This window comes from Paludibacter propionicigenes WB4 (assembly GCF_000183135.1).
GTDB lineage: Bacteria > Bacteroidota > Bacteroidia > Bacteroidales > Paludibacteraceae > Paludibacter > Paludibacter propionicigenes.
This window is the reverse complement of record NC_014734.1, coordinates 617,507-642,917: the sequence shown is the minus strand read 5'-3', so window position 1 is coordinate 642,917 and position 25,411 is coordinate 617,507. Positions and strand designations below refer to the sequence as shown.

18 protein-coding genes and 1 pseudogene are annotated in these 25,411 nt (G+C 38.9%); 17 read left to right on the top strand and 2 right to left on the bottom strand.

The genetic code is table 11. The features are described from left to right. Nucleotides 1–20: 20 nt before the first annotated feature. Nucleotides 21–695: a DUF554 domain-containing protein gene (locus PALPR_RS02610; protein ID WP_041620157.1), complete on the bottom strand. Its 675-nt coding sequence runs from the start codon at nucleotides 693–695 to the stop codon at nucleotides 21–23. Nucleotides 696–891: 196 nt separating this feature from the next. Here PALPR_RS02610 and PALPR_RS15755 point away from each other — a divergent pair, with 196 nt between their 5' ends. From PALPR_RS15755 to PALPR_RS02565, 9 genes are all read left to right on the top strand, one after another. Then, on the top strand, nucleotides 892–1,167 hold the full coding sequence (locus PALPR_RS15755) for a hypothetical protein (protein WP_148226416.1): 276 nt from the start codon (nucleotides 892–894) through the stop codon (nucleotides 1,165–1,167). Between the two features lie 78 nt (nucleotides 1,168–1,245). Further along, a complete protein-coding gene (locus PALPR_RS02600; protein WP_013444053.1) occupies nucleotides 1,246–1,983 on the top strand; it encodes a DUF6261 family protein in 738 nt (245 codons plus the stop codon). Nucleotides 1,984–2,136: 153 nt separating this feature from the next. Beyond that, nucleotides 2,137–2,865: a hypothetical protein gene (locus PALPR_RS02595; protein ID WP_013444052.1), complete on the top strand. Its 729-nt coding sequence runs from the start codon at nucleotides 2,137–2,139 to the stop codon at nucleotides 2,863–2,865. A gap of 405 nt (nucleotides 2,866–3,270) precedes the next feature. Then, on the top strand, nucleotides 3,271–6,189 hold the full coding sequence (locus PALPR_RS02590) for a PD-(D/E)XK nuclease family protein (RefSeq protein WP_013444051.1): 2,919 nt from the start codon (nucleotides 3,271–3,273) through the stop codon (nucleotides 6,187–6,189). Nucleotides 6,190–6,332: 143 nt separating this feature from the next. Next, nucleotides 6,333–6,800: a CYTH domain-containing protein gene (locus PALPR_RS02585; RefSeq protein ID WP_041620603.1), complete on the top strand. Its 468-nt coding sequence runs from the start codon at nucleotides 6,333–6,335 to the stop codon at nucleotides 6,798–6,800. 384 nt (nucleotides 6,801–7,184) lie between these two features. Beyond that, nucleotides 7,185–7,409 (top strand): 4Fe-4S dicluster domain-containing protein, encoded by a 225-nt coding sequence (locus PALPR_RS02580; RefSeq protein ID WP_013444049.1) that lies wholly within the window; start codon nucleotides 7,185–7,187, stop codon nucleotides 7,407–7,409. A gap of 59 nt (nucleotides 7,410–7,468) precedes the next feature. Then, nucleotides 7,469–8,551 carry a 3-methyl-2-oxobutanoate dehydrogenase subunit VorB gene (locus PALPR_RS02575; RefSeq protein WP_013444048.1) on the top strand — a complete coding sequence of 361 codons (1,083 nt, stop codon included), beginning with the start codon at nucleotides 7,469–7,471 and terminating at the stop codon, nucleotides 8,549–8,551. An 83-nt stretch (nucleotides 8,552–8,634) separates the two neighbouring features. Continuing rightward, nucleotides 8,635–9,396 (top strand): thiamine pyrophosphate-dependent enzyme, encoded by a 762-nt coding sequence (locus tag PALPR_RS02570; RefSeq protein WP_013444047.1) that lies wholly within the window; start codon nucleotides 8,635–8,637, stop codon nucleotides 9,394–9,396. A gap of 13 nt (nucleotides 9,397–9,409) precedes the next feature. Next, nucleotides 9,410–9,955 (top strand): 2-oxoacid:acceptor oxidoreductase family protein, encoded by a 546-nt coding sequence (locus PALPR_RS02565; protein ID WP_013444046.1) that lies wholly within the window; start codon nucleotides 9,410–9,412, stop codon nucleotides 9,953–9,955. An 86-nt stretch (nucleotides 9,956–10,041) separates the two neighbouring features. Here PALPR_RS02565 and prmA read toward each other — a convergent pair whose 3' ends face one another. Next, nucleotides 10,042–10,881 carry a 50S ribosomal protein L11 methyltransferase gene (gene prmA, locus PALPR_RS02560; RefSeq protein ID WP_013444045.1) on the bottom strand — a complete coding sequence of 280 codons (840 nt, stop codon included), beginning with the start codon at nucleotides 10,879–10,881 and terminating at the stop codon, nucleotides 10,042–10,044. Between the two features lie 259 nt (nucleotides 10,882–11,140). On the opposite strand from prmA, the gene PALPR_RS02555 reads away from it, so the two are divergent. The 8 genes and pseudogenes from PALPR_RS02555 (at nucleotide 11,141) to PALPR_RS02525 (ending at nucleotide 25,403) form a co-directional block, all read left to right on the top strand. Further along, nucleotides 11,141–12,697 carry a hypothetical protein gene (locus PALPR_RS02555; protein WP_148226415.1) on the top strand — a complete coding sequence of 519 codons (1,557 nt, stop codon included), beginning with the start codon at nucleotides 11,141–11,143 and terminating at the stop codon, nucleotides 12,695–12,697. A 54-nt stretch (nucleotides 12,698–12,751) separates the two neighbouring features. Next, nucleotides 12,752–14,308, top strand: a complete 1,557-nt coding sequence (locus PALPR_RS02550; protein ID WP_013444043.1) for an OmpP1/FadL family transporter — start codon at nucleotides 12,752–12,754, stop codon at nucleotides 14,306–14,308. A 191-nt stretch (nucleotides 14,309–14,499) separates the two neighbouring features. Continuing rightward, nucleotides 14,500–16,077 carry a peptide chain release factor 3 gene (locus PALPR_RS02545; RefSeq protein ID WP_013444042.1) on the top strand — a complete coding sequence of 526 codons (1,578 nt, stop codon included), beginning with the start codon at nucleotides 14,500–14,502 and terminating at the stop codon, nucleotides 16,075–16,077. 167 nt (nucleotides 16,078–16,244) lie between these two features. Continuing rightward, on the top strand, nucleotides 16,245–18,206 hold the full coding sequence (locus tag PALPR_RS02540) for a KUP/HAK/KT family potassium transporter (protein WP_013444041.1): 1,962 nt from the start codon (nucleotides 16,245–16,247) through the stop codon (nucleotides 18,204–18,206). A gap of 268 nt (nucleotides 18,207–18,474) precedes the next feature. Beyond that, a pseudogene (gene carA / locus PALPR_RS16145) lies at nucleotides 18,475–19,536 on the top strand (glutamine-hydrolyzing carbamoyl-phosphate synthase small subunit); the annotation flags it as partial. An 87-nt stretch (nucleotides 19,537–19,623) separates the two neighbouring features. Next, nucleotides 19,624–22,845 carry a carbamoyl-phosphate synthase (glutamine-hydrolyzing) large subunit gene (gene carB, locus PALPR_RS02535; RefSeq protein WP_041620601.1) on the top strand — a complete coding sequence of 1,074 codons (3,222 nt, stop codon included), beginning with the start codon at nucleotides 19,624–19,626 and terminating at the stop codon, nucleotides 22,843–22,845. Nucleotides 22,846–22,981: 136 nt separating this feature from the next. Then, nucleotides 22,982–23,692 carry a glycoside hydrolase family 25 protein gene (locus PALPR_RS02530; RefSeq protein ID WP_013444039.1) on the top strand — a complete coding sequence of 237 codons (711 nt, stop codon included), beginning with the start codon at nucleotides 22,982–22,984 and terminating at the stop codon, nucleotides 23,690–23,692. 214 nt (nucleotides 23,693–23,906) lie between these two features. Then, nucleotides 23,907–25,403 (top strand): cache domain-containing protein, encoded by a 1,497-nt coding sequence (locus PALPR_RS02525; protein WP_013444037.1) that lies wholly within the window; start codon nucleotides 23,907–23,909, stop codon nucleotides 25,401–25,403. The last annotated feature ends 8 nt before the right edge of the window (nucleotides 25,404–25,411 follow it).

The window sequence follows — 25,411 nt, the reverse complement described above, 5'->3', positions numbered from 1 at the left end:
TGTAGTTTTATCTAATAATACTAAAATAACCAAAGCAGCACAGCCACCACTATCAACGCAGGAAGCATATTCATGATTCGAAGTTTTTTGATTTCGAGAATATTGATACCCAATCCGATAAGGAGAATGCCGCCCACACTGGTTAAGCCCAGAATGATTGTTGGCGTAAAAAACGAACCGGCATACATGGCCAGCAAGGTAAGTAGCGCCTGAAAAATAAATAGAGGAATAGCCGATACAACAACTCCGACACCAAATGCGGAAGCCAACAACAAGGCGGAGAAAAAATCCATCAATGATTTGGTATAAAGCAGGTCGGACGAGCCACCCGTACCCTCCTGAATAGTGCCAAGTATGGTCATGGAACCGATACAAAACAACAGAAATGCCGTAATCAGGCCTTCCGAAAATTTGTTGTTTCCTATTTTAAAGCGTGCTTTGAGGTAATTGCTCAAGCGCTCTGCTCCGGCTTCGATGTTCAGCCATTCGCCAAGCAGCGAACCTATAGCCAAACTGCCAACCACGATAAGAATATGATCCATTTTCACCACCATAGAAATACCGATAGCCAGAGTAAACAGACCTACCGCCTGAAAATAAATGCCGGTAATGCGCTGGGGCATGTTTTTATTCAGCAGTAGACCAATGGTTCCTCCTGCTATTACGGCTGCTGTGTTAACGATGGTTCCAATCATATTGGTTTTAGAGTTTTTATGTTTGAGGGTGGACAAAAATACGATTTTTTTGTCTGATTTACAATTTACAAAAACGTCAACAACGTACAACCCTCATTAAACCTATATTTCTACTTTTTATCCTAAAATATTTCAATAACTTTCTAACAAAACGTTAGGATAATTATTTTTTTTAATTTATTTTTGCTCTCACAATGTGAATCTTGGCTTCGGAAACGTCCTATTGGGCATCTATTTACCCGTCCGAAATATCGGACAAAGCAAACTCCACCGGATTCATGCCATCCGAACTTCGGACGGGGCAAATCTCATCAGATTTATGCCATCCGAACCATCGGACGAGGCAAACTCCATCGGATTTATATCGTCCGAAACATCGGATGAGGTAAATTCCAACGGATTCATGTCGTCCGAAGCACCGGACGAGCTAAACCCGGCGGGAGGCGTAAATCCGAAACATCGGACACAATAAAATTGACCTAACGAACTTTTCATCTCTAACCGGATGAATTGAATTAAAATAATTCATTACATTTTTAATTGACTATTTATGAAGAAAATTTTGTTATTTGATTTGCATTCTACTCACAACGATGAGCATGCACTTTTTCACAACAATGTTTACAAGTTGATTATGCTTGAATCGGCTGCCAGGTTGGGCATTGTAAATTTTATTACCGACTATGAAACAGCTATAGCTGCTGAAGAAGCCGCTATGGGAGTTGATCCGGGCAGTGTGTTTACAACAAGCATCACACAGGCCGACAAATACCGCGATCAGCTCGACAGGAGTTTCGATTTGCTGGTAGAGTCTAAGACCATTGACTTTGACCCCAACGTGCGCGAAGCTGCTTTCCGGGTAGAGCGTATTTTGAAACAATCAGGGTACTTACGTAAGCTCCCTTACGACGACAAATCGAAAGCTTACAACACTCGCAACAAAAAACTGACTACCATCTACGCTAACGATGTAGCTATTATTGGTGGTAGTGCCTTGTTGGATCAACAAAATGCTGCGAATGAAGATTTTCTTAATCGTTTTGGCGACCGTGCCAGCGAAGAAGCCCTTGCTATCAGTGGCAATGTGAGAGCAACACGCGTTGTGACTGATGACGTTTACGAAGCTATCATAAATCAGGTCAATGCACTGGCAATTGTAAACGGCGAAGCCGATTATGCCAATTTTATCGATAAAGTAAATTACTATGTCAAATATAATAAAGACGTATTGGCTGCCCGACGAGGACGCAAAAAAGATGATGATACGCCGGAAACACCGGAGAAATAGAGCTTTTGAATATATTGGTTTATTGGTAGAGGCGCAGCAGTGCGCCTCTACTTTTTTAGACTTTAGGAGGATAAAATTTAGAAAAAAATAAAATTTGATGTTTATTATTAGTATGTTTGCGAAGAAATAATATAATTTAAATTAGGTAAATCTATGAAAAACAAAATTGCATTGATTAAACTTGGATATGTTGACCGTTTCGTAAATTTCAATAAAATAAAAAAATGGAAATCAGATTTATTTGAAGTTACAGAAATTTATTGTAGAGAATATTTACCTGAAAGTGATGTTGATGATAATTACTTTGATCTAAAGTATACTAAAAATAAATTAGGAAGTATTATCTCTTGCCCAAGTGGTTCTGACTTTGCAGTTGCAATAATGCCGTACCGATTAGTAGATAATTTTTACATGCACAGAGTTGGTGGCAATTGTGTCATTATTTCTTTATACGAAATATCCGATATATTAATAAGAGATCAGATTTCTATGGAGAACTTTATCACAAAACAACTGTATGAAATATGTGCATTGAAATACTTAGCAGGTGACTTATCAAGTGATGAAGTTTATAATTTTGTTCATAGAGATACGAGAGGATGTTTATTTGATATGAATGGTGAAAGAACAAATATATTATACAATACAGAAAAACCTATAATCTGTGATTCTTGTAAAGATAGGTTCAAAAAAGAACAGATTAATGCAAAAGTAATATCTGTGTTGGAAAAAGAACTAAAAAAAATAAAGAAACCTCCAATTCTACAAATAGAAAAACATATAAAGAAATACCCTCTTGCCACAATGATTATGAGTGGAATAGTGGCCATTATTCTGAATTTATTGGCAAATCTTTTATGGGATATTTTTAAAAAATCTTGACAAATATCGAAACTATAATGAACATAATCTATACTGCCCTTTCAGGGCGCAGGCTATTGGTTTATCCATTTCCCCAAGGCGTCGCCATTTCATGGCTTTGCCATTGGGCTGAGATATGGTAGGCTTTCAGCCTGAAGATCTCATGCAGAAGATTGCTAAATCAATTATATGGTTTTCTAAATCATAATCGTTTATTGGTTTTTTCTTGCCAACATACCTTTGCAAATCTTAGGGCTGAAAGCCCGAAATAACCCAGCCCAATGGCAACGTCCCGAAGGGGCAACGCCTTGGGTTAATGAAAATAGACAACATCCCTCCACCCCAAAAATTCACCAACATCCTATTTCCGGAAATTGTATAATTCAATTGTAAATCGTAAATTTGTCAATCACAAATACGGTTTCTATGAATTCATTTCTCTATCGCGTAGCGCAAACATACTATTCCCATCATACGGAGTCCATAAGCAATTTAAGCTTTGTTTTTCCCAACCGTCGTGCAGGGCTGTTTTTTCAGCGCTATATCTCTCAGATAGCTGCTAAGCCGATTTTTTCACCCGAAATACTGACTATCAACGAATGTTTCTCTATGGCATCGCAGTGGCAAACTGCCGACCGCCTGAGCAACCTGTTTCGCCTTTATCGCATCTACATTGAACAAAGCGGAAGCGACGAAAGCTTCGACTCCTTTGTGTTTTGGGGTGAAATGCTGCTGTCCGATTTCGACGACGTGGATAAATACCGTGTCGATGCCCGTCAGCTGTTTACCAACATCACCGAGCTGAAGCAAATCGACCAGATGTTTAATATTTTTACCGAGAAACAGGTGGAAGCCATCCGCCAGTTCTGGAGCAATTTCGTGCCCGTCACCGAGGGCAAGTCGCAGGAAGATTTCATAGCTACCTGGAAAATTTTGTTGCCCGTTTACGAGCAATTCCGTGCCGAGCTGATTGCAGAAAACACCGCTACTGAAGGCATGATTTGTCGCGATGTGGCCGACCGCCTGCGTGCCAAAGAGCCTGTATCCGAGCTGGAAGAGAAGCAGTTTGTGTTTATCGGGTTCAATGCCCTCAACCCCTGCGAACGTACCCTGATGGCTGAACTGAAAAAACGCGGTCAGGCCGATTTTTACTGGGACTACGATGCTGCCGAACTGCGCGATGCAGACAATCAAGCCTCGCGTTTTTATGCCGAAAATATTCATCTTTTCCCGTCGAAATATGAAATAGATGCCGATGTCGAGTCCTTGCAGGAAAAAGAGATAGAACTCATTGCTGTGCCCTCGGCTGTTGGGCAAACTAAACAGGTATATTCCATTCTGAATAAATTATACCCAACGGAAAATGATGATAAAGACAAATCTCAACTTATTACTACCGACTACCAACTACCAACTACTAACTGGATTAATACTGCCGTGGTGTTGCCCGACGAAAGTCTGCTTGTTCCCCTACTCCACTCGCTGCCGGCACAAATTGGCAAGGTAAATGTCACCATGGGTTTTCCGCTAAAATCCACACCTGTATCGGGGCTTATCGAACACATTTTCGAGCTGCAATGCCGCATGCGCACCTCCGGCGACCGCATTTCATTTTATCATCAAACGGTTTCCAACATTCTGAATCACCAGTATATCGCCCTGCTTTGTGGCGACGAGGCCAACCGCATCACGCACCAAATGGCGGAGAATAACTGGATCTATATCGATGCCGATGAATTAAAACGGAATGAACTGCTGGCTACCATCTTTGTGCCGCAAACAGACACGCAGACTTTTCTGCCTTATCTGCTCCATATTTTGCGCACCCTGCAAAACGGCTGGCAGCAAGCTTCCGGCGAGGAGCACAACTATCAACTGGAGTGCGACTTTCTGTACCAATATTATGTCACCATCAACCGCATGTCCGATATCATGAAGGCCAAGCCTATGGATGTGGGCATGAGCATGGAGACGTTGGTGCGCTTGACCCGACAACTAACCTCCGGTATCACCATTCCCTTTATTGGAGAACCGTTGGACGGACTACAAGTTATGGGTGTACTCGAAACACGTGGACTCGACTTCGAAAACCTGATTATCACATCGTTCAACGAAGGTGTTTTCCCTGCAAAGAGTAGTAACAATAGTTTTATTCCCTACAATCTGCGTCGGGGTTTTGAGCTGCCAACTACCGAGCATCAGGATGCCATCACGGCCTATAATTTTTATAGGCTTATTCACCGGGCTAAACGCATTTACTTTTTGTACGATTCCCGCACCGAAGGCATGCAAACGGGCGAAGTCAGCCGCTTTATGCATCAATTGCATTATCACTATGATGTAAAGGTCCAAAAGAAAACCGTATCATTCGACATAGGTTTTGGTAGTCCGCAGGCCATTCAGATAGACAAAACAGCCGCTGTAATGGAAAAACTGCTCCGGTTCACATCATCCGAAAAATACAGTCCCGCACTTTCGGCCAGTTCCATCAATACCTATATTGATTGTCCGCTACAGTTTTACCTTACCAAAGTTGAGAATGTGGAACAAACTGACGAGGTAGCAGAAACCGTTGAAGCAAATATGTTCGGGACGCTTTTCCATAAAGTAATGGAAAACTTGTACTTACCGTATAAAGGTCAACTAATGCAATCGGATGATTTTGATTCATTAATCAAAAACACGTTGAAAATAGATTTAGAAATAAACAGTGCATTTTCAAGAGAATACTTCAAGAAGAAGAATAACGCCGTTGTACAGCTAGAAGGTAATAATTTACTAATAGCCAGCGTCCTTAGAAAATACATTCTACAGGTTCTGAAAATCGATCAAAAATACGCGCCTTTCAAATATATCGGCTCCGAAGAGAAATTCACGATAAAATACCCGATACAAAATACTAAAACAGGCGTAAACATAAAAGGATTCATTGACAGAATCGATGAAAAAGAAGGGCGACTACGTATCCTTGATTACAAAACAGGATCTGGAAAACTTGATTTCAGGAATCTGGATGAGGTATTTGAGCATGATAAAGATAATCGTCCAAAGTTTGTTTTGCAAACATTTTTATACTGCATTCTTTATCAGGATGAAAATAAAGTTAGCAACCTGACTCCCGGTATATTTTATATCAGAGATTTGTTTAAGGAAGATTTTGACACTGTATTGATAAACAAGGAGTCAAAAGAAAAAGTAACAGACTTCGAGCAATATAATGAAGCATTCCGAAAACATTTGACAACTTGTCTTGACGAAATGTTTAATCCTGAAGTTCCTTTTACCCAGACCAGCAATTTGAAAGTATGTCAGTATTGTCCGTATGTCGGAGTTTGTAATAGATAAATAATGAAATGATATGGTGATTTGATAATGTGTTGATGCGTAAATTTGTTTGGATTGTTTTGATTCCAGGATTTGCAAATAGTATCTTTTATTCGTCAACATATCATTACATCATCACATTATCGCATCAACACATTAAAACCATGTCACAAGAAATAGAACGAAAATTCCTCGTCAAAGGCGAATACAAATCACAAGCTGTGCGGTCATTCCGTATCGTACAAGCCTACTTGTCATCGGTCACCGGCCGAACGGTACGTATCCGCATCAAAGGCGAAAAAGCCTATATCACCATCAAAGGCAAGAGCAATGAATCAGGACTGAGCCGCTATGAATGGGAAAAAGAAATTCCGTTCAATGAAGCCGAAGAACTGTTGTTGCTCTGCGAACCGGGTGCCATAGACAAAACCCGATACGAGATTCCGGTCGGTAATCATATTTACGAAGTGGATGAATTTTATGGCGATAATGCCGGATTAACACTAGCAGAAATCGAACTGAAAAACGAAACTGAAACTTTCATCAAACCCGATTGGATAGGCGAAGAAGTAACCGGTGACCGACGCTATTACAATTCTTGTCTGACAAAGAATCCCTTTAAAAACTGGTAGTACGAACAACTATTTACCTGCCATCAATGTTATTAGTACGAGTCAGAAGGAAACAAAAGCAGAATCTAATTGCTCGAAACATTGATATTATTCCTTGAAATCTCAGAGGTCGTAACGAATTGTAAGCAAATGGCAATAAAAATGATTAATGTATATGATTCTCAGGTGAAATAAGTCGAAATCCGATTATTTTTTTATTGATTAATTTTTCACGAAGATCAAATTCTCAACAGCGTAACTAATGTTGAGAACATGCGTCGGAATTGGGTTTATAGAAAAATATCAGACTTTTTTAAGTACAAAAAAACAATAAATAACAACATATTAAATTCTTTTTCGGGCAAATTTAATTACATTTGCGGGTCAATTTTAAATCATAACATAATGGCAAAAATTAAAGGAGCAGTTGTTATCAATGTTGAACGTTGTAAAGGCTGTAATCTATGTGTAGTGGCTTGTCCATCTAATGTATTAGCATTAAACAAAGAAGCAAATTCGAAGGGTTACAATTATAGTATTATGGCTGATGCGGATTCATGTGTTGGTTGTGCTGCCTGTGCATTAGTTTGCCCGGATGCATGTATTACCGTCTATAAAGTCAGAGTCTGATTTTATAGATGCTTTCAATTAATAACTGTAACAAAAAAACTATTCAAAAAAAACAGAATATGGAAGAAGTAAGACTAATGAAGGGAAATGAAGCCATTGCACATGCAGCTATCCGTTGTGGATGCGATGGATACTTTGGCTACCCTATTACTCCTCAGTCCGAAATAATGGAAACGCTTATGGAACTGGAACCCTGGGAAACAACCGGGATGGTAGTTTTACAAGCCGAAAGCGAAACTGCATCAATCAACATGGTTTATGGCGGTGCCGGATGCGGAAAAAAAACAATGACAAGTTCATCAAGTCCCGGTGTAAGTTTAATGCAGGAAGGACTTTCTTATATAGCATGTGCAGAATTGCCGTGTGTGATTGTAAATGTTATGCGTGGTGGACCCGGATTGGGTACCATTCAACCTAGTCAGGCTGACTATTATCAGTCCGTAAAAGGTGGTGGACATGGCGATTACAAATTGATTACGTTAGCTCCTGCTTCTGTGCAGGAAATGGCAGACCATACTGTTATGGCTTTTGACTTAGCTTTTAAATATCTAAATCCCGTATTGATTCTTGCAGACGGAATTATCGGTCAGATGATGGAAAAAGTGGTATTGCCACCATTCCAGCCCCGTATGACTGAAGCTGAAATTCGCGAGAAATATCCATGGGCGACCTTAGGTAAACCTGCTAACAGAAAACCGAATGTGATTACTTCCCTTGCGCTTCAGGCCGAAGAAATGGAAACCATAAACCTTCGCCTGCAAAGCAAATACAAAAAAGTTGAAGAAAACGAGGTATTGTATGAAGAATTTTCTTGCGAAGATGCAGATTATCTTATCATTGCATTCGGAATTACTGCCCGTATTTGTCAGAAAACAGTAGAAATGGCACGAAACGAGGGAATTAAAGTAGGATTATTACGTCCTATAACGTTATTTCCGTTTCCAACTCCGGCTATTAGCAATTATGCAGATAAGGTAAAAGGAATGTTGACAGTTGAAATGAGCGCCGGTCAAATGGTAGATGATGTCAGATTAGCTGTCAATGGTCGTGTACCTGTTGAATTTTACGGACGTATGGGAGGAATTGTTCCTGCGCCTGATGAAGTTCTGGCAGCTTTGAAAAATAAAGTAGTGATTAAATAATAATGGCTATACAATTATCCGCTGAATGTTGTAGTTATTGCAACATTAACTGATCATTGATAACTGATAACTGAAATATTATTATGACAACAAACGAAATAATTAACCCCAACAACTTAGTTTACACCAAAACTAAAGTTATGAATGACACGCCTATGCATTATTGCCCAGGTTGTAGTCATGGTGTGGTTCACAAACTCATAGCCGAAATCATTGAAGAAATGGATTTTCAGGATAAAACAATAGCTATTGCTCCTGTGGGTTGTGCTGTATTCGCATATAAATATCTTGATATAGACTGGCAACAGGCTGCTCATGGTAGAGCACCGGCTTTAGCCACTGCCATTAAACGTCTTCTACCCGATCGTTTGGTATTCACTTACCAGGGTGATGGTGACTTGGCTGCTATCGGAACTGCTGAAACTATTCATGCTGCCAATCGTGGAGAAAACATAGCTATCATTTTTATCAACAACGGTATCTATGGAATGACCGGAGGTCAAATGGCTCCTACTACCCTGTTGGGCATGAAATCATCTACCTCTCCCGGTGGCCGAACTGTAGAGCTAAATGGTAACCCGCTTGATATAACTAAATTAATGGCTCAGTTAGATGGAACTTGCTATGTAACCCGACAAAGTGTGCATAATGTCGGCTCTGTCAGAAAAACCAAAAAGGCAATTCGTCAGGCATTTGAAAACTCAATGGCAGGCAAAGGAACTTCAGTAGTTGAAGTGGTTTCAACCTGTAATTCAGGATGGAAATTATCGCCTGCAGCATCCAACGACTGGATGGTTGAAAATATGTTCCCTGCTTATCCGCTGGGTGATTTGAAAAACCTGTAAATATTTTATGAATATGAAAGAAGAAATAATTATAGCCGGATTTGGAGGACAAGGTGTGCTTTCGATGGGCAAAATATTAGCTTATTCCGGATTAATGCAAGGTCAGGAAGTCAGCTGGATGCCTTCATACGGACCTGAGCAACGTGGAGGAACAGCGAATGTTACCGTAATATTAAGCGAAGAACGAATCAGTTCTCCGGTACTTAACTCCTACGATACGGCTATTGTTCTAAATCAACCTTCGCTTGACAGGTTTGAAAGCAAAGTAAAACCCGGAGGAACATTGATTTTTGACGGTAATGGGTTTCATAAATTTCCTACTCGCACGGACATCAATGTTTATAGGATAGATGCTACTGAATACGCCTATGCTAATGATTCGGCGAAAACAATGAACATGATTATTCTAGGTGGACTTCTGAAAGTTCGACCAATTGTTCAAGTAGAGAATGTATTGAAAGGATTGAAAAAATCGCTTCCTGAACGTCATCATCATTTATTAGCTTCCAATGAGAAGGCCATTCAGATTGGTATGGGATTGATTCAAAAAATAAATTAAATAAGCTATTTTATCAGTGTAAAAAGCGCTGCAAAATCTAATTTTGCAGCGCTTCTTTTATCTAACATAAACTTGAAAAGTTTTCTTTATTCTTTAATTGTTTTTACAACAACCCACTTATTTTTCTCTTTATAGTCAATCAGTTTCAATCCATTTCGGTTTGCCTCAGCTTCTATAAGCGGAATATCCTCAACATAAAATCCACTCATATACAATTCGCCCTCGGCAGATAAACAAGAAGCATATTGCTGCATATCAGCCAGTAAAATATTACGGTTTATATTGGCTAAAATAATATCAAAGTGTAATCCTTCGAGCAATTCTGCACCTCCAAGTTTCACTTCAATTCCGGTTATTTTGTTGATTTCTATGTTTTCAAGTGAATTATCGGTACACCATGTATCAATATCGATAGCCAGTAACTGACTGGCACCGCGCATAGCCGCCAAAATAGCCAGCACAGCTGTTCCACAACCCATATCAAGCACGGTTTTACCCTCTAAATTCATTTCGAGCAGTTGACCTATCACCAAACTGGTAGTCTCGTGATGTCCTGTTCCAAAAGCCATTTTCGGATCAATCACAATATCATACTTCGCTTTGGGCACGTCTTTGTGAAAAGAACTGTGAATAACGCAATCACTTCCTATTACAATCGGTTCAAAATAGTGTTTTTCCCACTCTTCATTCCAATTTTTCGATTCTATTTGAGTGATTTGATATTCTATTGAAGCTTCGAAAGGAAAATCGGAAAGCAGACTCTTTACTTTTGCTTCGTCAAAGATATTCTTTGGAGCATAGGCATCCAAACTTTTTTCAGCAGGAACAAAACTATTGAAACCTATCTCCCCAAGCTCAGCAGCCAGCACGTCAGAAATATATTCTTCGTATGGTTCGATAAAAAAACGAACCTCAACATAATCCATATAAGTAGTTTTAAATTAATAAATTATTTTCAGGAAAAAGAATCACATCAACTTACAACGTTCAAACATCAAGTGAATTCATGTGTAATGTTCTATTAGCTGCAAAAGTACAATAATTTTCAATCATTATCCTGTTCCAATTTTATTTTGTATATTTACTTGTTTTTTTAGATTGAAATCTGCTTTTAATGGCATGATTCTTGTTTAAAACAAAATCAATAAACAGTCTGCAATGACTTAAATGATAGGAGATATAATTATGAAACGATCAATTTTTTTTATTGTTTTGCTGGCTTTGCTTTTTCCACTTATTGGGATAAGTCAAAACAATGCACCGATTATTGACGATATTTATTATAAGCCAGGTGTTACAAACAAAACACAGCCTTCTAATAAACTAGATCGTAACTCGGCCAACAAGCCGAATTACAAAAATGGCGCTAAAGAAATTATCTACAAAGAAAATGCTAGTGCTAAACCTAAAACTATTATACGTGACACTGTTTACGTTGTCGGTGAGGCTGGCGATGTAAAACGGAACACAAACAAAAAGCCGGTTCCAAGTCTTGTAAATTCGGATATGTTAGTGATACATGATACTATCTACGTTTCTGAAATTGCGATTAATGATAGCATTCAAAACAACCAGGACAAGGGTTATTATCTAAACGGATTTAATGGAAACTCTTCGGACTTAGAATATGCTGAGCGCATTCGTCGTTTTCATAATCCGAGATACACTGTATTTATTGGAGACCCAAGCTATAACGACATCTATTTTCTGAACAATAACGATTGGAATGTATATGTTGATGGTCCGTACGCTTATGTAACACCTACCTGGACTAATCCTTACTGGTGGAATTATAATTTCAGCCCTTACAGCTATGGTAGTTTTGGTTGGGGTTACGGCGGTTTTGGATTAGGATTTGGCTGGAATAATTATCCATGGAGTTATAATAACTTTTATGGTGGATTCGGAGGATCCTGGGGAGGTTACTATGGTTTTGGTAGTTACTGGGGAGACTATTATGGATATGGATATCCTTATGGGTACGGATATGGCTATCCATACGGTTATGGATACGGTTATGGGTATGGCGGAAGCTATAGCTTCAATAAAAACAGAAATCATGACGAAGGAGCTAGACGTGAAGTAACTAATTACGGCAGCGGAGGAAATCGTCTTGGAGGAACCAGAAATTCTTCAAGTATGATGATATCTGGTGGAAATACTTCCAGAGCAGCTAATCAATATACTGTAGTGAGCAATACCAGAAGTAATACTCCGGGAAGCACTAACACTTTATCGACCAGAAGCGCTTCAACACGTTCTGAGGCGGCTTTAAACTCAAGAACTGTTACAAATCAGTCAAGCGGCATTGGAGTTGTAAGAGCTTCAGGAATAACAACAAGAACAATAGACAACAATGGTCAAAATTCAAGCGGAGTAAGCACAACAACGCGTACAAGCTCTGTGAATATCAATACCAGACCAAGAACATATTCAACAACCGTGACTACGACTCCTACTGATAATTACACTAGCAGACAGAATTCATCTTATACCAACGCTTCTTCAAACAGAACTTCATACACAGAAGGCTCAAGAACTGTTATCAGTAACTCTACACCTTCGTATCAAACACGAAGCAATTCTTCATACAACAGCAATAATAGTTCGAGCTCTTCAAGAAGCTATACACCTGCTTCTTCTTATTCAAGCTCCAGCTCGTCATCTTCATCAAGTAGTAGCAGCTCTGGTAGTTCAGGAGGTGGAAGCAGAAGCTCCAGCGGTGGAGGTAGCAGACGTTAGGTTTTACTTTCCATTAGCATAACTAAATATATTCATTGAATAAAAAAACAACTTATGAAAAAGTATATATTAGCCTTAGCAGTGATTTCAAACTGCACTTTATTAATGGCTCAAACAGAATTTGACGCTTCAAAATTTATTCAGTCCGATATTAATGGTACTGCAAGATACGTAGGTATGGCGGGTGCTTTTGGAGCATTGGGTGGTGATGCATCAGCAATAAAAGATAACCCTGCAGGACTTGGTGTGTATCGCACATCAGAAATAAGCGGAACTTTTAATATCGGTCTGCAAAACAGCAATGCTGTATGGAGTGGTACAACAGCAAAAGACAATCGAACTAATACCACATTTTCTAACTTCTCCTACATAAAGGCCAGCCCAACATTCAGAAGTATGAATGATGAAAGTGGATTGTTAAGTTCAAACTGGGCTTTTTCTTACAACAGATTAAAAAGCTTTAATCGTAATTCAACACTCAGAAGTAATTCTTCAGCGTCATCTATTACAGATTATATGGCATATTTCACAGGAGATATTCCAAGTAAAGACTTAATTTACGTTCCTAACAGTTATGAACCGTTTGATAATAAAAATGTTCCCTGGATTTCAGTTCTAGCGTCTGAAGGTGCACTGATAGGTGAAAATGTAAATGCGGGTAAAAGCTCGTGGACATCGATTCTCGGATCCAATGAACTTGTTGCTCCAACATATACTTTACAAGAAACCGGATATATGGATGAATACTCTGTTGGTTGGTCAGGTAATTTTAGCAATATATTCTATTTAGGAACTACACTGAATATACAATCAATTGATTATACTGCCAGAAGCAGGTATTCTGAAACATTTGGAGCAGGAGGCGGAATGACCCTCAATAGCACTGTGAACACTTCCGGTACAGGTTTTAATTTGAAGTTGGGGGCAATTATCAGACCTACCGACATGTTGCGCTTGGGATTGTCTATACACACTCCTAGCATATACAACTTGACGGATAATAATTATTCGAGTATTGATTATGATACATCAATCAGAGGAAATTTAAGTACTCCAACCAGTGACCCAGGCTACAGTAACTATAAATTAAATAATCCGTGGAAGTTTAATTTCAGTGGTGCTGTTGTTATTGGTCAAAAAGGTTTGATTAGTGCAGAATATGATTATAATCTGAATACAACAGCCAAACTATACGATCAAGATGGTAATGCTCAATCTTTCTCCGATGAAAATGCTGGAATTAAAGATATGCTGAAAGATGTTCAAACCATTAAAATCGGAGGAGAATATAAAATGACAGACAATATCTCCTTCCGTGCAGGATTCGCACATTCAAGTGCTGCAACAAACAATTCGCAGGCTGATAAACTTATGAGATTTAATACCACCAGAACTGACACTGAGTACTTTCAGAACAATAAAACAGATTACTTAACTGCCGGTTTTGGATATCGCGAAGCAAGCTGGTTTATTGACTTTGCTTATATGAACAAAATTTTAGATGAAACGTTTTACCCCTATAATTCTAACAGTTTAGCGGTAGCAGTAAGACCTGCAAGCGTAAAGACTACAAACAACAATATTGTTGTTACATTAGGATTTAAATTTTAATTTTTCTTTCAAAAACCTACTTCGTCATTTGTTTTTGAATTTTGCATAAAGGTTGGCTTATAACAAGTCAACCTTTACTTTTTGAGTTTGATATGATCTTTTAAGCTATTTGCACAATCATTCTAAAAAACGTACCTTTGCAGCCGCTTTAAAAGAAGCAAATTGCCGAATAAAAAATCAACTTTTTTGCCATGTCTTTACAATCCGAAATACTTCGCCGACGAACCTTTGCAATTATCAGTCACCCTGATGCCGGTAAAACCACATTAACTGAAAAGCTTTTACTTTTTGGTGGTGCTATTCATGTGGCCGGAGCAGTTAAATCTAATAAAATAAAGAAAACGGCTACATCAGACTGGATGGAAATCGAAAAGCAACGTGGTATTTCTGTTGCTACTTCGGTGATGGGTTTTGAATATCGCGATTACAAAATCAATATACTTGACACACCCGGACACCAGGACTTTGCTGAGGATACTTACAGAACGCTGACTGCTGTTGATAGCGTAATTATAGTGGTTGACACAGCCAAAGGTGTTGAAGCACAAACCCGCAAACTGATGGAAGTCTGCCGTATGCGTAACACCCCTGTAATGATTTTTGTCAACAAAATGGATCGCGAGGGTAAAGATGCCTTTGATTTGCTGGATGAGCTTGAAGCTGAGTTGGGTATTGCTGTTCGTCCGCTAAGTTGGCCCATAAATCAGGGTTTCTCGTTTAAAGGAGTATATAATATTTACAAAGAGAATCTCCAGTTATTTACACCTAACAAACAATCCATTGGCGAATCCGTGGCTTTCTCTGATATCAATAGTCCGGAATTAGAGAAATACGTTGGCGAGCATAATGCCGTCAAGTTACGCGAAGATATGGAATTAATTAATGGCGTTTACTCTGAGTTTGACAATGAAAAATACCTGGCCGGACAGTTGGCTCCTGTTTTTTTTGGTAGTGCATTAAACAACTTTGGAGTGAAGGAATTATTGGATTGTTTCGTAGAAATAGCTCCTTCTCCCCGCCCTATCCAAAGCCAGGAACGCGAAGTGAATCCTTTTGAAGAAGCTTTCTCAGGTTTTATTTTTAAGATTCATGCCAACATGGATCCAAATCACAGAAGTTGTATTGCATTTGTCAAGATTTGCTCAGGTAAATTTGAACGAAATGTAAACTACAAACATATACGCCATGGTAAAATGATGCGTTTTTCCAGCCCTACAGCATTCATGGCCCAAAAAAAAGAGACTGTCGACGAAGCTTATGCAGGCGATATTGTAGGATTACCCGACACCGGAAATTTTAAGATAGGTGATACACTAACCGGAGGTGAAAACTTACATTTTAAAGGTATTCCAAGCTTCTCTCCTGAGATGTTTAAATACATTGAAAATGCCGATCCTATGAAAACCAAGCAATTAGACAAAGGTATTAATCAGTTGATGGATGAAGGTGTTGCTCAATTATTTACTAATCAATATAACGGTCGCAAGATTATTGGAACAGTAGGACAACTCCAGTTTGAAGTTATTCAATACAGACTTTTGCATGAATACAATGCTCAATGTCGTTGGGAACCAATTTCGTTGTACAAAGCCTGCTGGATTGAAAGCGATGATGCTACTGAATTAGATAATTTTAAAAAACGAAAAGCCCAATACATGGCTAAAGACAAAGAAGGACGTGATGTTTTTCTTGCTGATTCAGGTTATGTTCTACAAATGGCTCAAAATGATTTTAAAAACATCAGATTCCATTTTGCCTCAGAGTTTTAGTAATCTTTTATTCGTAAAGTTGATTGAAAGACGCTTATTATAGACATATCAGAATACTATATTTTTGTCACTGTTTGCGGTTAAATGCATCTTTATTGATTAATTTTTGAATATATTGTTATATTTTTGTCACCAAAACAAACAAATAGTAAAAATAAGAGCGCTTAATGAAAAGCAACAAAACTGAACATTCAAATAAATTAGGATTCTTAGGCCTGATTGTAACACTGGGAATTGTATATGGTGATATTGGAACTTCACCATTATATGTAATGAAAGCGATTATTGGTGCTAATGCCAATCTGGATGCGAACTACATTATAGGGGCAGTTTCTTGTATAATCTGGACACTTACGCTACAAACCACTGTAAAATATGTGCTTATTACCCTGCGCGCTGACAATAAAGGTGAAGGTGGTATTTTAGCATTGTATGCATTGGTTAGAAAAAGTAAGAAAAAATGGCTCTATGTGATAGCTATCATTGGTGCCAGTACATTAATTGCCGATGGAATTATTACTCCCTCTATTACCGTAGTTTCAGCCATAGAAGGATTAAAAGGTCTGAACAGTGAAACGCCTGTTGTACCCATCAGTATTTTAATTATTTCGCTTTTGTTTATTATTCAGCAATTTGGAACTAAGGTCATCGGAAAATCATTCGGGCCCATGATGGTTATTTGGTTTAGCATGCTGGGAATACTCGGGCTGAAAGAAATTTTTGTATTTACTCCGATTTTGAAAGCATTCAACCCCTATTATGCCATACATCTTTTGGCCAATTATCCAAGTTGGTTTTTAATTCTGGGAGCAGTATTTTTATGTACAACCGGAGCTGAAGCTCTTTATTCTGACTTAGGTCACTGCGGAATCAACAACATTCGCGTCAGTTGGATATTTGTCAAATCAACCCTTATATTGAATTACTTAGGACAGGGAGCGTGGATATTGACTCATATGAATCAATTGACTGAGAGCACAAATCCATTTTATGCACTGATGCCTGAAAGTTTCCTTATATTCGGAGTCATAATGGCAACTGTAGCAGCTATCATTGCCAGTCAGGCGCTTATAAGTGGATCATTTACTATTTTTAGCGAGGGTATGAGTTTAAACTTTTGGCCACGACAACGTATTAAATATCCAACGGAGGTAAAAGGACAATTGTATATTCCCTTTGTAAACTGGTTTTTATATATATTTTGCGTTATTGTAGTTTTGTTTTTCCAGACTTCGAGTAACATGGAAGCAGCTTACGGGTTATCTATCACAATTACAATGTTGATGACCACCCTGTTATTGGGCTTCTACCTGAAAACAAAGAAAATCAAAACAATTTTTATCATCCCATTTGTATCAGTATTTTTAATCATAGAATTATCTTTTCTTACTGCCAACATGTTTAAATTCATGCATGGAGGTTGGGTTACAGTGATGCTTGCAGGTCTGATATTTTGTGTTATGTTTGTTTGGTATAATGCCAGAGAAATTAAAAACAAATACATGCAGTTTCTGGAAATTGCTTCGTTTTACAACATTATTTCCGACGTAAGTAAAGATGAAACTATATCAAAATACTCTACAAACCTCGTTTACCTGAGTAAAGCAAATTACAAAACAGATATTGAAGGCAAGATTATTTACTCAATAATAAACAAACAACCCAAGCGAGCCGATAATTATTGGATTTTGCACATTGATCATTTAGATGATCCTACCACATTTGAATATACTTTTGAGAAACTTATCCCGGGTACTTTGTATCGCGTTAATATACGACTTGGATTTCAGGTTCAACCATTGATAAACCTGTATTTCCGTCAGATAATCGATGAATTGGTTGAAAACAAAGAATTTGATTTAACCAGTAATTATCCTTCGTTGAAGAAGAATAACATCCCGGGTGATTTCCGCTTTATCATTATTCATCGTGTTTACAATCAAAATCAGGGATTTAATTTCAAAGAAAGATTTACAATGAATATTTATAATATTATTAAGCATTTGGGAATTACTGATACCAAAGCTTATGGATTAGATACCAGCAATGTACATATTGAGTCGGTTCCTTTGGTAGTTCGGAGAGAATCTAAAAGCAAAATAAAAAGAGCCGAGACTCTTATGGAATAATCTATTCTACCGGATTTATGATTTAGGGATTGGTGCATAACCTTTCCCTATTTTTTTATGTATCCTGTCTGTTTATAAAAAATAAATCTTTTGGTATAATTATTCTCTTTTATTCTGCTTATTAACAAACAAATAAGTCTGAAAATAAAAACTGAAAAATGATACTCGTTTTTACATATTTCAGGTTGCAGGAAAGAATAAAAAGCAGTACTTTTGCACAAATTTGGACAATTGAGTCGAAACAGACAATTCAATCAAAAAAAGATATATGCAAGAGTACAAGCCTCTCCACTTAGTTTTGGAAGATGGGACCGTTTTTAAGGGTAAATCCTTTGGTTATGAAAAACCGGTTGCCGGTGAAGTTGTTTTTAACACTGCTATGGTCGGGTATCCCGAAAGTTTGACCGACCCCTCTTACGCAGGGCAGTTGCTGGCAATAACGTTTCCTTTAGTTGGTAATTACGGAGTTCCTAACGATTCCATCCAAAACGGACTTTCTACTTTTTATGAATCGGAAAAAATTCAAGCTACAGGCCTGATTATTTCCGATTTTTCTTTTGAATACAGCCATTGGAATGCAGGAAAAAGCCTCAGCGAATGGCTCGTAGAAAACAAAGTCCCCGGAATTTTTGGTGTAGACACCCGTGAGTTGACAAAGTTGGTTCGTGAAAAAGGAACCATGAGAGGAAAGTTAGTATTTCCCGATGGTGATGATATTGAGTTTATCAATCCCGATGATGAGAACCAAGTAGCTAAAGTTAGTTGCGATGAAGTGATAACTTATGGAATAGGAAAGCACAGAGTTTTGCTGGTGGACTGTGGTGTTAAGCACAACATTATCCGCTGCCTTCTGAATAGAGATACAACGGTAATTCGTGTGCCATGGGATTACGATTTCAACCATATTGAATTTGACGGATTATTTATCTCAAATGGTCCGGGTGATCCTGAGTATGCAAAAGATACCGTACGACACATTCAAACAGCTATGCAAACCGGAAAACCTATTTTCGGTATTTGTATGGGTAACCAATTGCTTTCAGTAGCTGGTGGAGCAAAAACTTACAAACTGAAATACGGTCACCGAAGTCATAATCAACCTGTACAATTGGTAGAAACACAACGTGCCTTTATCACTTCACAAAATCATGGTTTTGCCGTTGATAATAAAACATTGGGTGCAGATTGGGAACCATTGTTCGTAAACATGAACGATGGAACTAATGAAGGTATTCGCCACAAAACCAAACCTTGGTTCTCTGCTCAGTTTCACCCTGAAGCCTCTTCCGGGCCAACTGACACAGAGTTTCTTTTCGACGTGTTTATCAGAACACTTGAAGGAAGCGATAAGACAATTCCTGAATTGATTGAACAAGAATGCATTGCCAAGCTTAAAACTACTCACGAAGACAAGCAAATTAATAAAGGCGAAATCAAGAAGGTATTAGTACTTGGTTCTGGTGCTTTGAAAATTGGTGAAGCGGGTGAGTTTGACTACTCTGGTTCTCAGGCTTTAAAGGCATTGAAAGAAGAAGGCATTGAAACCGTACTTATTAATCCTAACATTGCTACGGTACAAACTTCGGAAGGTATAGCCGATAAGGTTTACTTTCTACCTGTTACACCGGAATTTGTAGAACGTGTTATTGAAAAGGAACGCCCAGATGGAGTTTTTCTTTCATTTGGCGGACAAACAGCACTTAACTGTGGTGTGGCATTGTTCAAAAACAAAATCTTTGAAAAATACGGAGTGCGTGTACTCGGAACTCCTGTACAATCAATTATTGATACAGAAGACCGCGAAATATTCAACCAAAAACTGTCGGAAATTGACGTTAACTACATAAAGAGTGAAGCGGTTAATGACCTCGATAATGCACTTCGGGCAGCTAACGAATTAGGTTACCCAGTTATCGTGCGTGCAGCTTATGCACTGGGCGGTATGGGTAGTGGTTTCTGCGATAATGATGCAGAAATGATAGAACTGGTTACTAAGGCATTTGCATATTCGCCTCAGGTTCTGGTTGAAAAATCATTAAAAGGTTGGAAGGAAATAGAATACGAAGTAGTACGTGATAAGTACGACAACTGTATTACGGTATGTAATATGGAAAACTTCGATCCACTGGGAATTCATACCGGTGAAAGTATCGTTGTGGCTCCTTCGCAAACACTTACCAACCGTGAATATCACAAACTTCGTGAACTGGCTATCCGCATTATCCGTCACATTGGTATTGTGGGTGAATGTAACGTACAATATGCCTTCGATCCATTCTCGGAAGATTACCGTGTTATTGAGGTAAATGCCCGTTTGAGCCGCTCTTCGGCGCTGGCTTCTAAAGCAACCGGTTATCCGTTAGCTTTCGTGGCTGCTAAACTGGGACTTGGTTACGGATTACCGGAATTGAAAAACTCTGTCACCAAAGACACTTCGGCATTCTTCGAACCTGCACTCGACTATATTGTCTGCAAGATTCCTCGTTGGGATTTAGGTAAATTCCAGGGCGTAAGCCGTCAGTTGGGTTCAAGTATGAAGTCGGTCGGTGAAATTATGTCTATCGGTCGCAACTTTGAAGAAGCATTCCAGAAAGGCTTGCGTATGATCGGACTTGGAATGCACGGATTTGTGGCTAACAAAGCTTTCTATGCAGACGATGTGGATACAGCTTTGAATCAGCCAACCGACAAACGCGTGTTCTATCTGGCGCAGGCGCTTCACAGCGGTTATTCTGTAGACAGACTGCATGAGCTGACTAAAATCGACCGTTGGTTCCTTTATAAACTGCAGGCTATTGTTGAAAAAGAACATGAACTGGAGAAATTTAATTCGCTAAATGAATTGCCAGATGCAGTACTGAGACGCGCTAAAGAAATGGGATTCTCTGACTTCCAGGTAACTCGCTTGGTTACCAAATGCGATAGTAATGACATTGACGAAAAAATAAAACTTACCCGCGAACACCGCAAAAGCCGCGGCATTGTTCCGGTGGTAAAACAAATTGACACGCTTGCAGCCGAATATCCTGCACAAACCAACTATTTGTACCTGACATACGGCGGAACTGCCAGCGATGTGAAATATACAGGCGACCACCGTTCTGTAGTGGTTCTTGGTTCGGGAGCTTACCGTATCGGCTCGTCGGTTGAGTTCGACTGGTGCGGTGTAAACGCGCTGATGACTATCCGCAAGGAAGGTTTCCGCTCGGTAATGATCAACTACAACCCTGAAACAGTTTCGACCGACTACGATATGTGTGACCGTCTGTACTTCGACGAATTAAGTTTCGAACGTGTGATGGACATTATCGATATGGAAAATCCAATGGGAACAATTGTTTCTACAGGAGGTCAAATTCCAAACAACCTGGCATTGAAACTGGCCGGAGCAAACGTGAATATACTTGGTACACAAGCAGTAGATATCGACCGTGCCGAGGATCGTCATAAATTCTCGTCGATGCTGGATACGCTTAAAATCGACCAACCACGTTGGAAAGAGCTGACTACGTTCGACGACGTAAACGAATTTGTTGACGGTATTGGTTATCCTGTACTGGTTCGTCCTTCGTATGTACTTTCGGGTGCTGCCATGAATGTTTGCTACGATGCCACTCAGCTTGAAAACTTCCTGAAACTGGCTACGGATGTATCTAAGAAACACCCGGTTGTAATTTCGGAATTTATAGAACGCTGTAAAGAAATTGAGATAGATGCGGTAGCTAAAAACGGTGAAATACTCGTTTATGCTATTTCGGAGCACGTAGAATTTGCCGGGGTTCACTCGGGTGACGCTACCACGCAATTCCCTCCGCAAAAAATCTATGTAGAAACCATTCGTCGAATCAAGAAAATTGCGAGCGAAATTGCAAAATCTTTGAATATCTCAGGACCATTCAACATTCAGTTCCTGGCGCGCGATAATTATATCAAAGTAATTGAATGTAACCTGCGTTCGTCACGTTCGTTCCCATTCGTTTCCAAGGTGTTGAAAATAAACTTTATCGAGCTGGCTACGAAAGTAATGCTTGGTTTGCCTGTTGAGAAACCTGAGAAATCTGCCTTCGATCTGGATTATGTGGGTATCAAAGCTTCTCAGTTCTCATTCGCCCGTTTGCAGCAAGCTGACCCGGTATTGGGAGTAGATATGGCTTCGACCGGTGAAGTAGGTTGTATCGGAGATGATTTCTCGGAAGCAATTCTGAAATCACTGCTTTCGGTAGGCTATCGCATTCCAAAGAAACGTATCCTGATTTCGTCTGGCGAAACAAAATCGAAGTTAGAGCTTTCGGACGCTTGTCTTGCTTTACAAAAGAAAGGTTATGAATTGTTTGCAACCCGCGGAACGCAGCTTTTCCTTGCTGAAAACGGCGTAGAGTCTACTGCCGTTAATTGGCCGGATGAAGAAGGAGATTTGAATGTAAAAGAGATGATTTCCAACAAAGAATTTGACTTGGTAATCAACATACCGAAAAATTCATCCAAGCGAGAATTGGCAAACGACTATATCATTCGTCGTGGAGCTATTGACTTCAACATTCCGTTGTTTACCAATGCGCGTTTAGCTTCGGCCTTTATCAATGCATTCTGTACCATGAGTTTCGAAGACATAAAGATTAAGAGCTGGGATGAATATTAATGCATAATTGATAATTCATAATTAATAATTAGAAGCAGCCGGTTGCAGCAATGCGGTCGGCTGTATTTCTTCATTCATAATAACGAATATTTTTCTAATTAGAAGCAACGCATTGTAGTATTGCTATAAGAAGATTATGCAGACGACAAAAAAGAATATATTAAGAGCATTACTGATACTTACACTTGTATCCTGCTCTACATCTAAGAAAACCACACAAGCAATTGCTCCCGTAATAACCCCTGTTCAAGAAGATCTCACACCTACCTGGGGACTTGATATTTCTCATTATCAGGAAATAATTGACTGGTCGATACTAAAAGAGCAAGAACTGGGTTTTATATTTGTAAAGGCTACTGAAGGCAGTAACCTGCAAGACGTAAAATACAAGGAATACTATAACAAAATAAGAAGTCTGAAAATTCCCGTGGGGTCGTATCACTTCTTTACTTATCTGAGCTCGGGTAAAAATCAGGCAAAGAATTTTTTGAGTGTAGCTAAATATCAGCGGGGTGATTTACCGCTGGTAGTTGATGCTGAATTCTCTAAAAAAATGCCCCTGAAAGAGCAGGTTATAAAAGAATTAAAAGAGTTTATAGCCACCGTTTATATTAAAACCGGAATTTACCCTATTATTTATTGTCCGTATAAGTATTACAATATGTATGTAAAAGGCAATCTCCCTACAAACTGCAAACTGTGGATCGTTGATTATGCAGGTAAGCCAAACTGCGATTGGACATTTTGGCAAACCACCGAGCGATACAAGGTAAAAGGCATTAAAGGATACGTAGATTTTAATCAGTTTCGCGGAACGAAAAAAGACCTGAAACAATTGTTTCTGTAGGTTTCTGAGCATTAAGGCATATTCGATTGCAGTCGGTTACTTTTCTGTAACCGGCTGCTTTTCTTTTGGTTTGTAACATGAATTATTCTCGATATTAAATAAATTAGTATATTTGCAAACCCATTATCTTAAATATATATTGCTTTTTTACTGCTTAACCACGTATAAAAGCCACTAAGCAGGAAAATTATTGCTTGTTTAAATATGATAAACTATGAAGACAAAAAAAGCTTTTTGGATCGTTCTAATCGTTTTTGGAGCTATATGTGCTTTTCTGTTCTATGTTTTTTATAACGAAGCCAGACTTGCAGCCATTAAAAACACGAATGAAACTCAGATGGTGCATGCCAGGGTAACAGCCCGTGGAATTCAGGGATATTTTGAAACCTGGATAGGCTTGCTGGATGCGTTATCAAGAGTTGAAGCCGTCGCAGATAATACTGCTGAAGGTAAGCACTTGATGAAAGTGTTGTACGATACCCACATACACGAAATCACAGCTATCACCCGTGTGAATGAAAAAGGAGTAATCTTATATACCACTTTCGACAATAAATTGATAGGGAGAGATATTTCTGCTGACAAGCATATAAGCATGCTGCTCAAAAATCGCAAAACACTCATTAGCGATGTTTTTGAAACTCCCGAAGGTGTGAAAGGAATTGCTGTACATGTACCGATTTTTAAAGGCACAACCTTTAAAGGATCGGTTTCTGTCCTGATTAATTATAGAAATGTGACAAGCCATTTCCTGAACGAAATAAAAATTGGAAAAACAGGACATGCATGGGTTGTAAGTCGTAACGGTATTGAACTTTTCAGTCAAAATCCGAAGTTCATTGGAAAATCGATGTACGAGAACCTCAAGGATTTCCCCACTTTTATTCCAATGGCAAACGAAATGCTCAAAGGGAGGCAGGGATATGCAACCTACCAATACGACAGAGCCAACGGACACAAAATGAAGCTGTCAACAAAACTGGCCGTATATGTTCCGGTTCATCTTCGCAATACTTTTTGGTCGATAGTGGTGGTTACAAACGAAGATGAAGTGCTGAAGGGGTTGGTATCTTTCAGAAACAAACTGTTGATTGTCATTATCACATTTTTTGTTTTCGGTATGGTATTTATTGCCTACGGAACCAAGGGCTGGCTTATTGTCAAAGAAGAGGAAAAGCGGAAGAAAACCGAAGCTCAACTGAAAGAAAGCGAAGAAAAATACCGAAATATATACGACCATGCGTTAGAAGGTATGTTCCAACTTTCGCTTTATGGAGATATTATTCACTGCAACAATGCTATGGCAAAAATACTGGGTTTCGAGAGTGTTCAGGAGTTTTTCGACTTGGGAATCACCTCGTGGGATCAGATATGGATAAACGAAAATGAGCAATACGCTTTCCTTTCAAAACTGGAAAGACATAAGGTGGTGCTGGAATTCGAATCGCAATGCAGGCGGAAAGACAATGAAATAATATGGATATCTACCAATACCCGCGTAGTGTATGACAAGGACGGAAAAAAACTGTATTATGAAGGATTCGCGATGGATATTACCAAACGCAAAGAAAACGAACTGATCATCCAAAAAAAGATAGAAGAACTGCAATGGTACTACGACATAGCCATCAGCCGCGAGCTAAAAATGGTAGAACTAAAGAAGGAAATAAATGAGCTCCTGAAAAAAATGGGCAAAGAGGGCAAATACTAACAAACAGC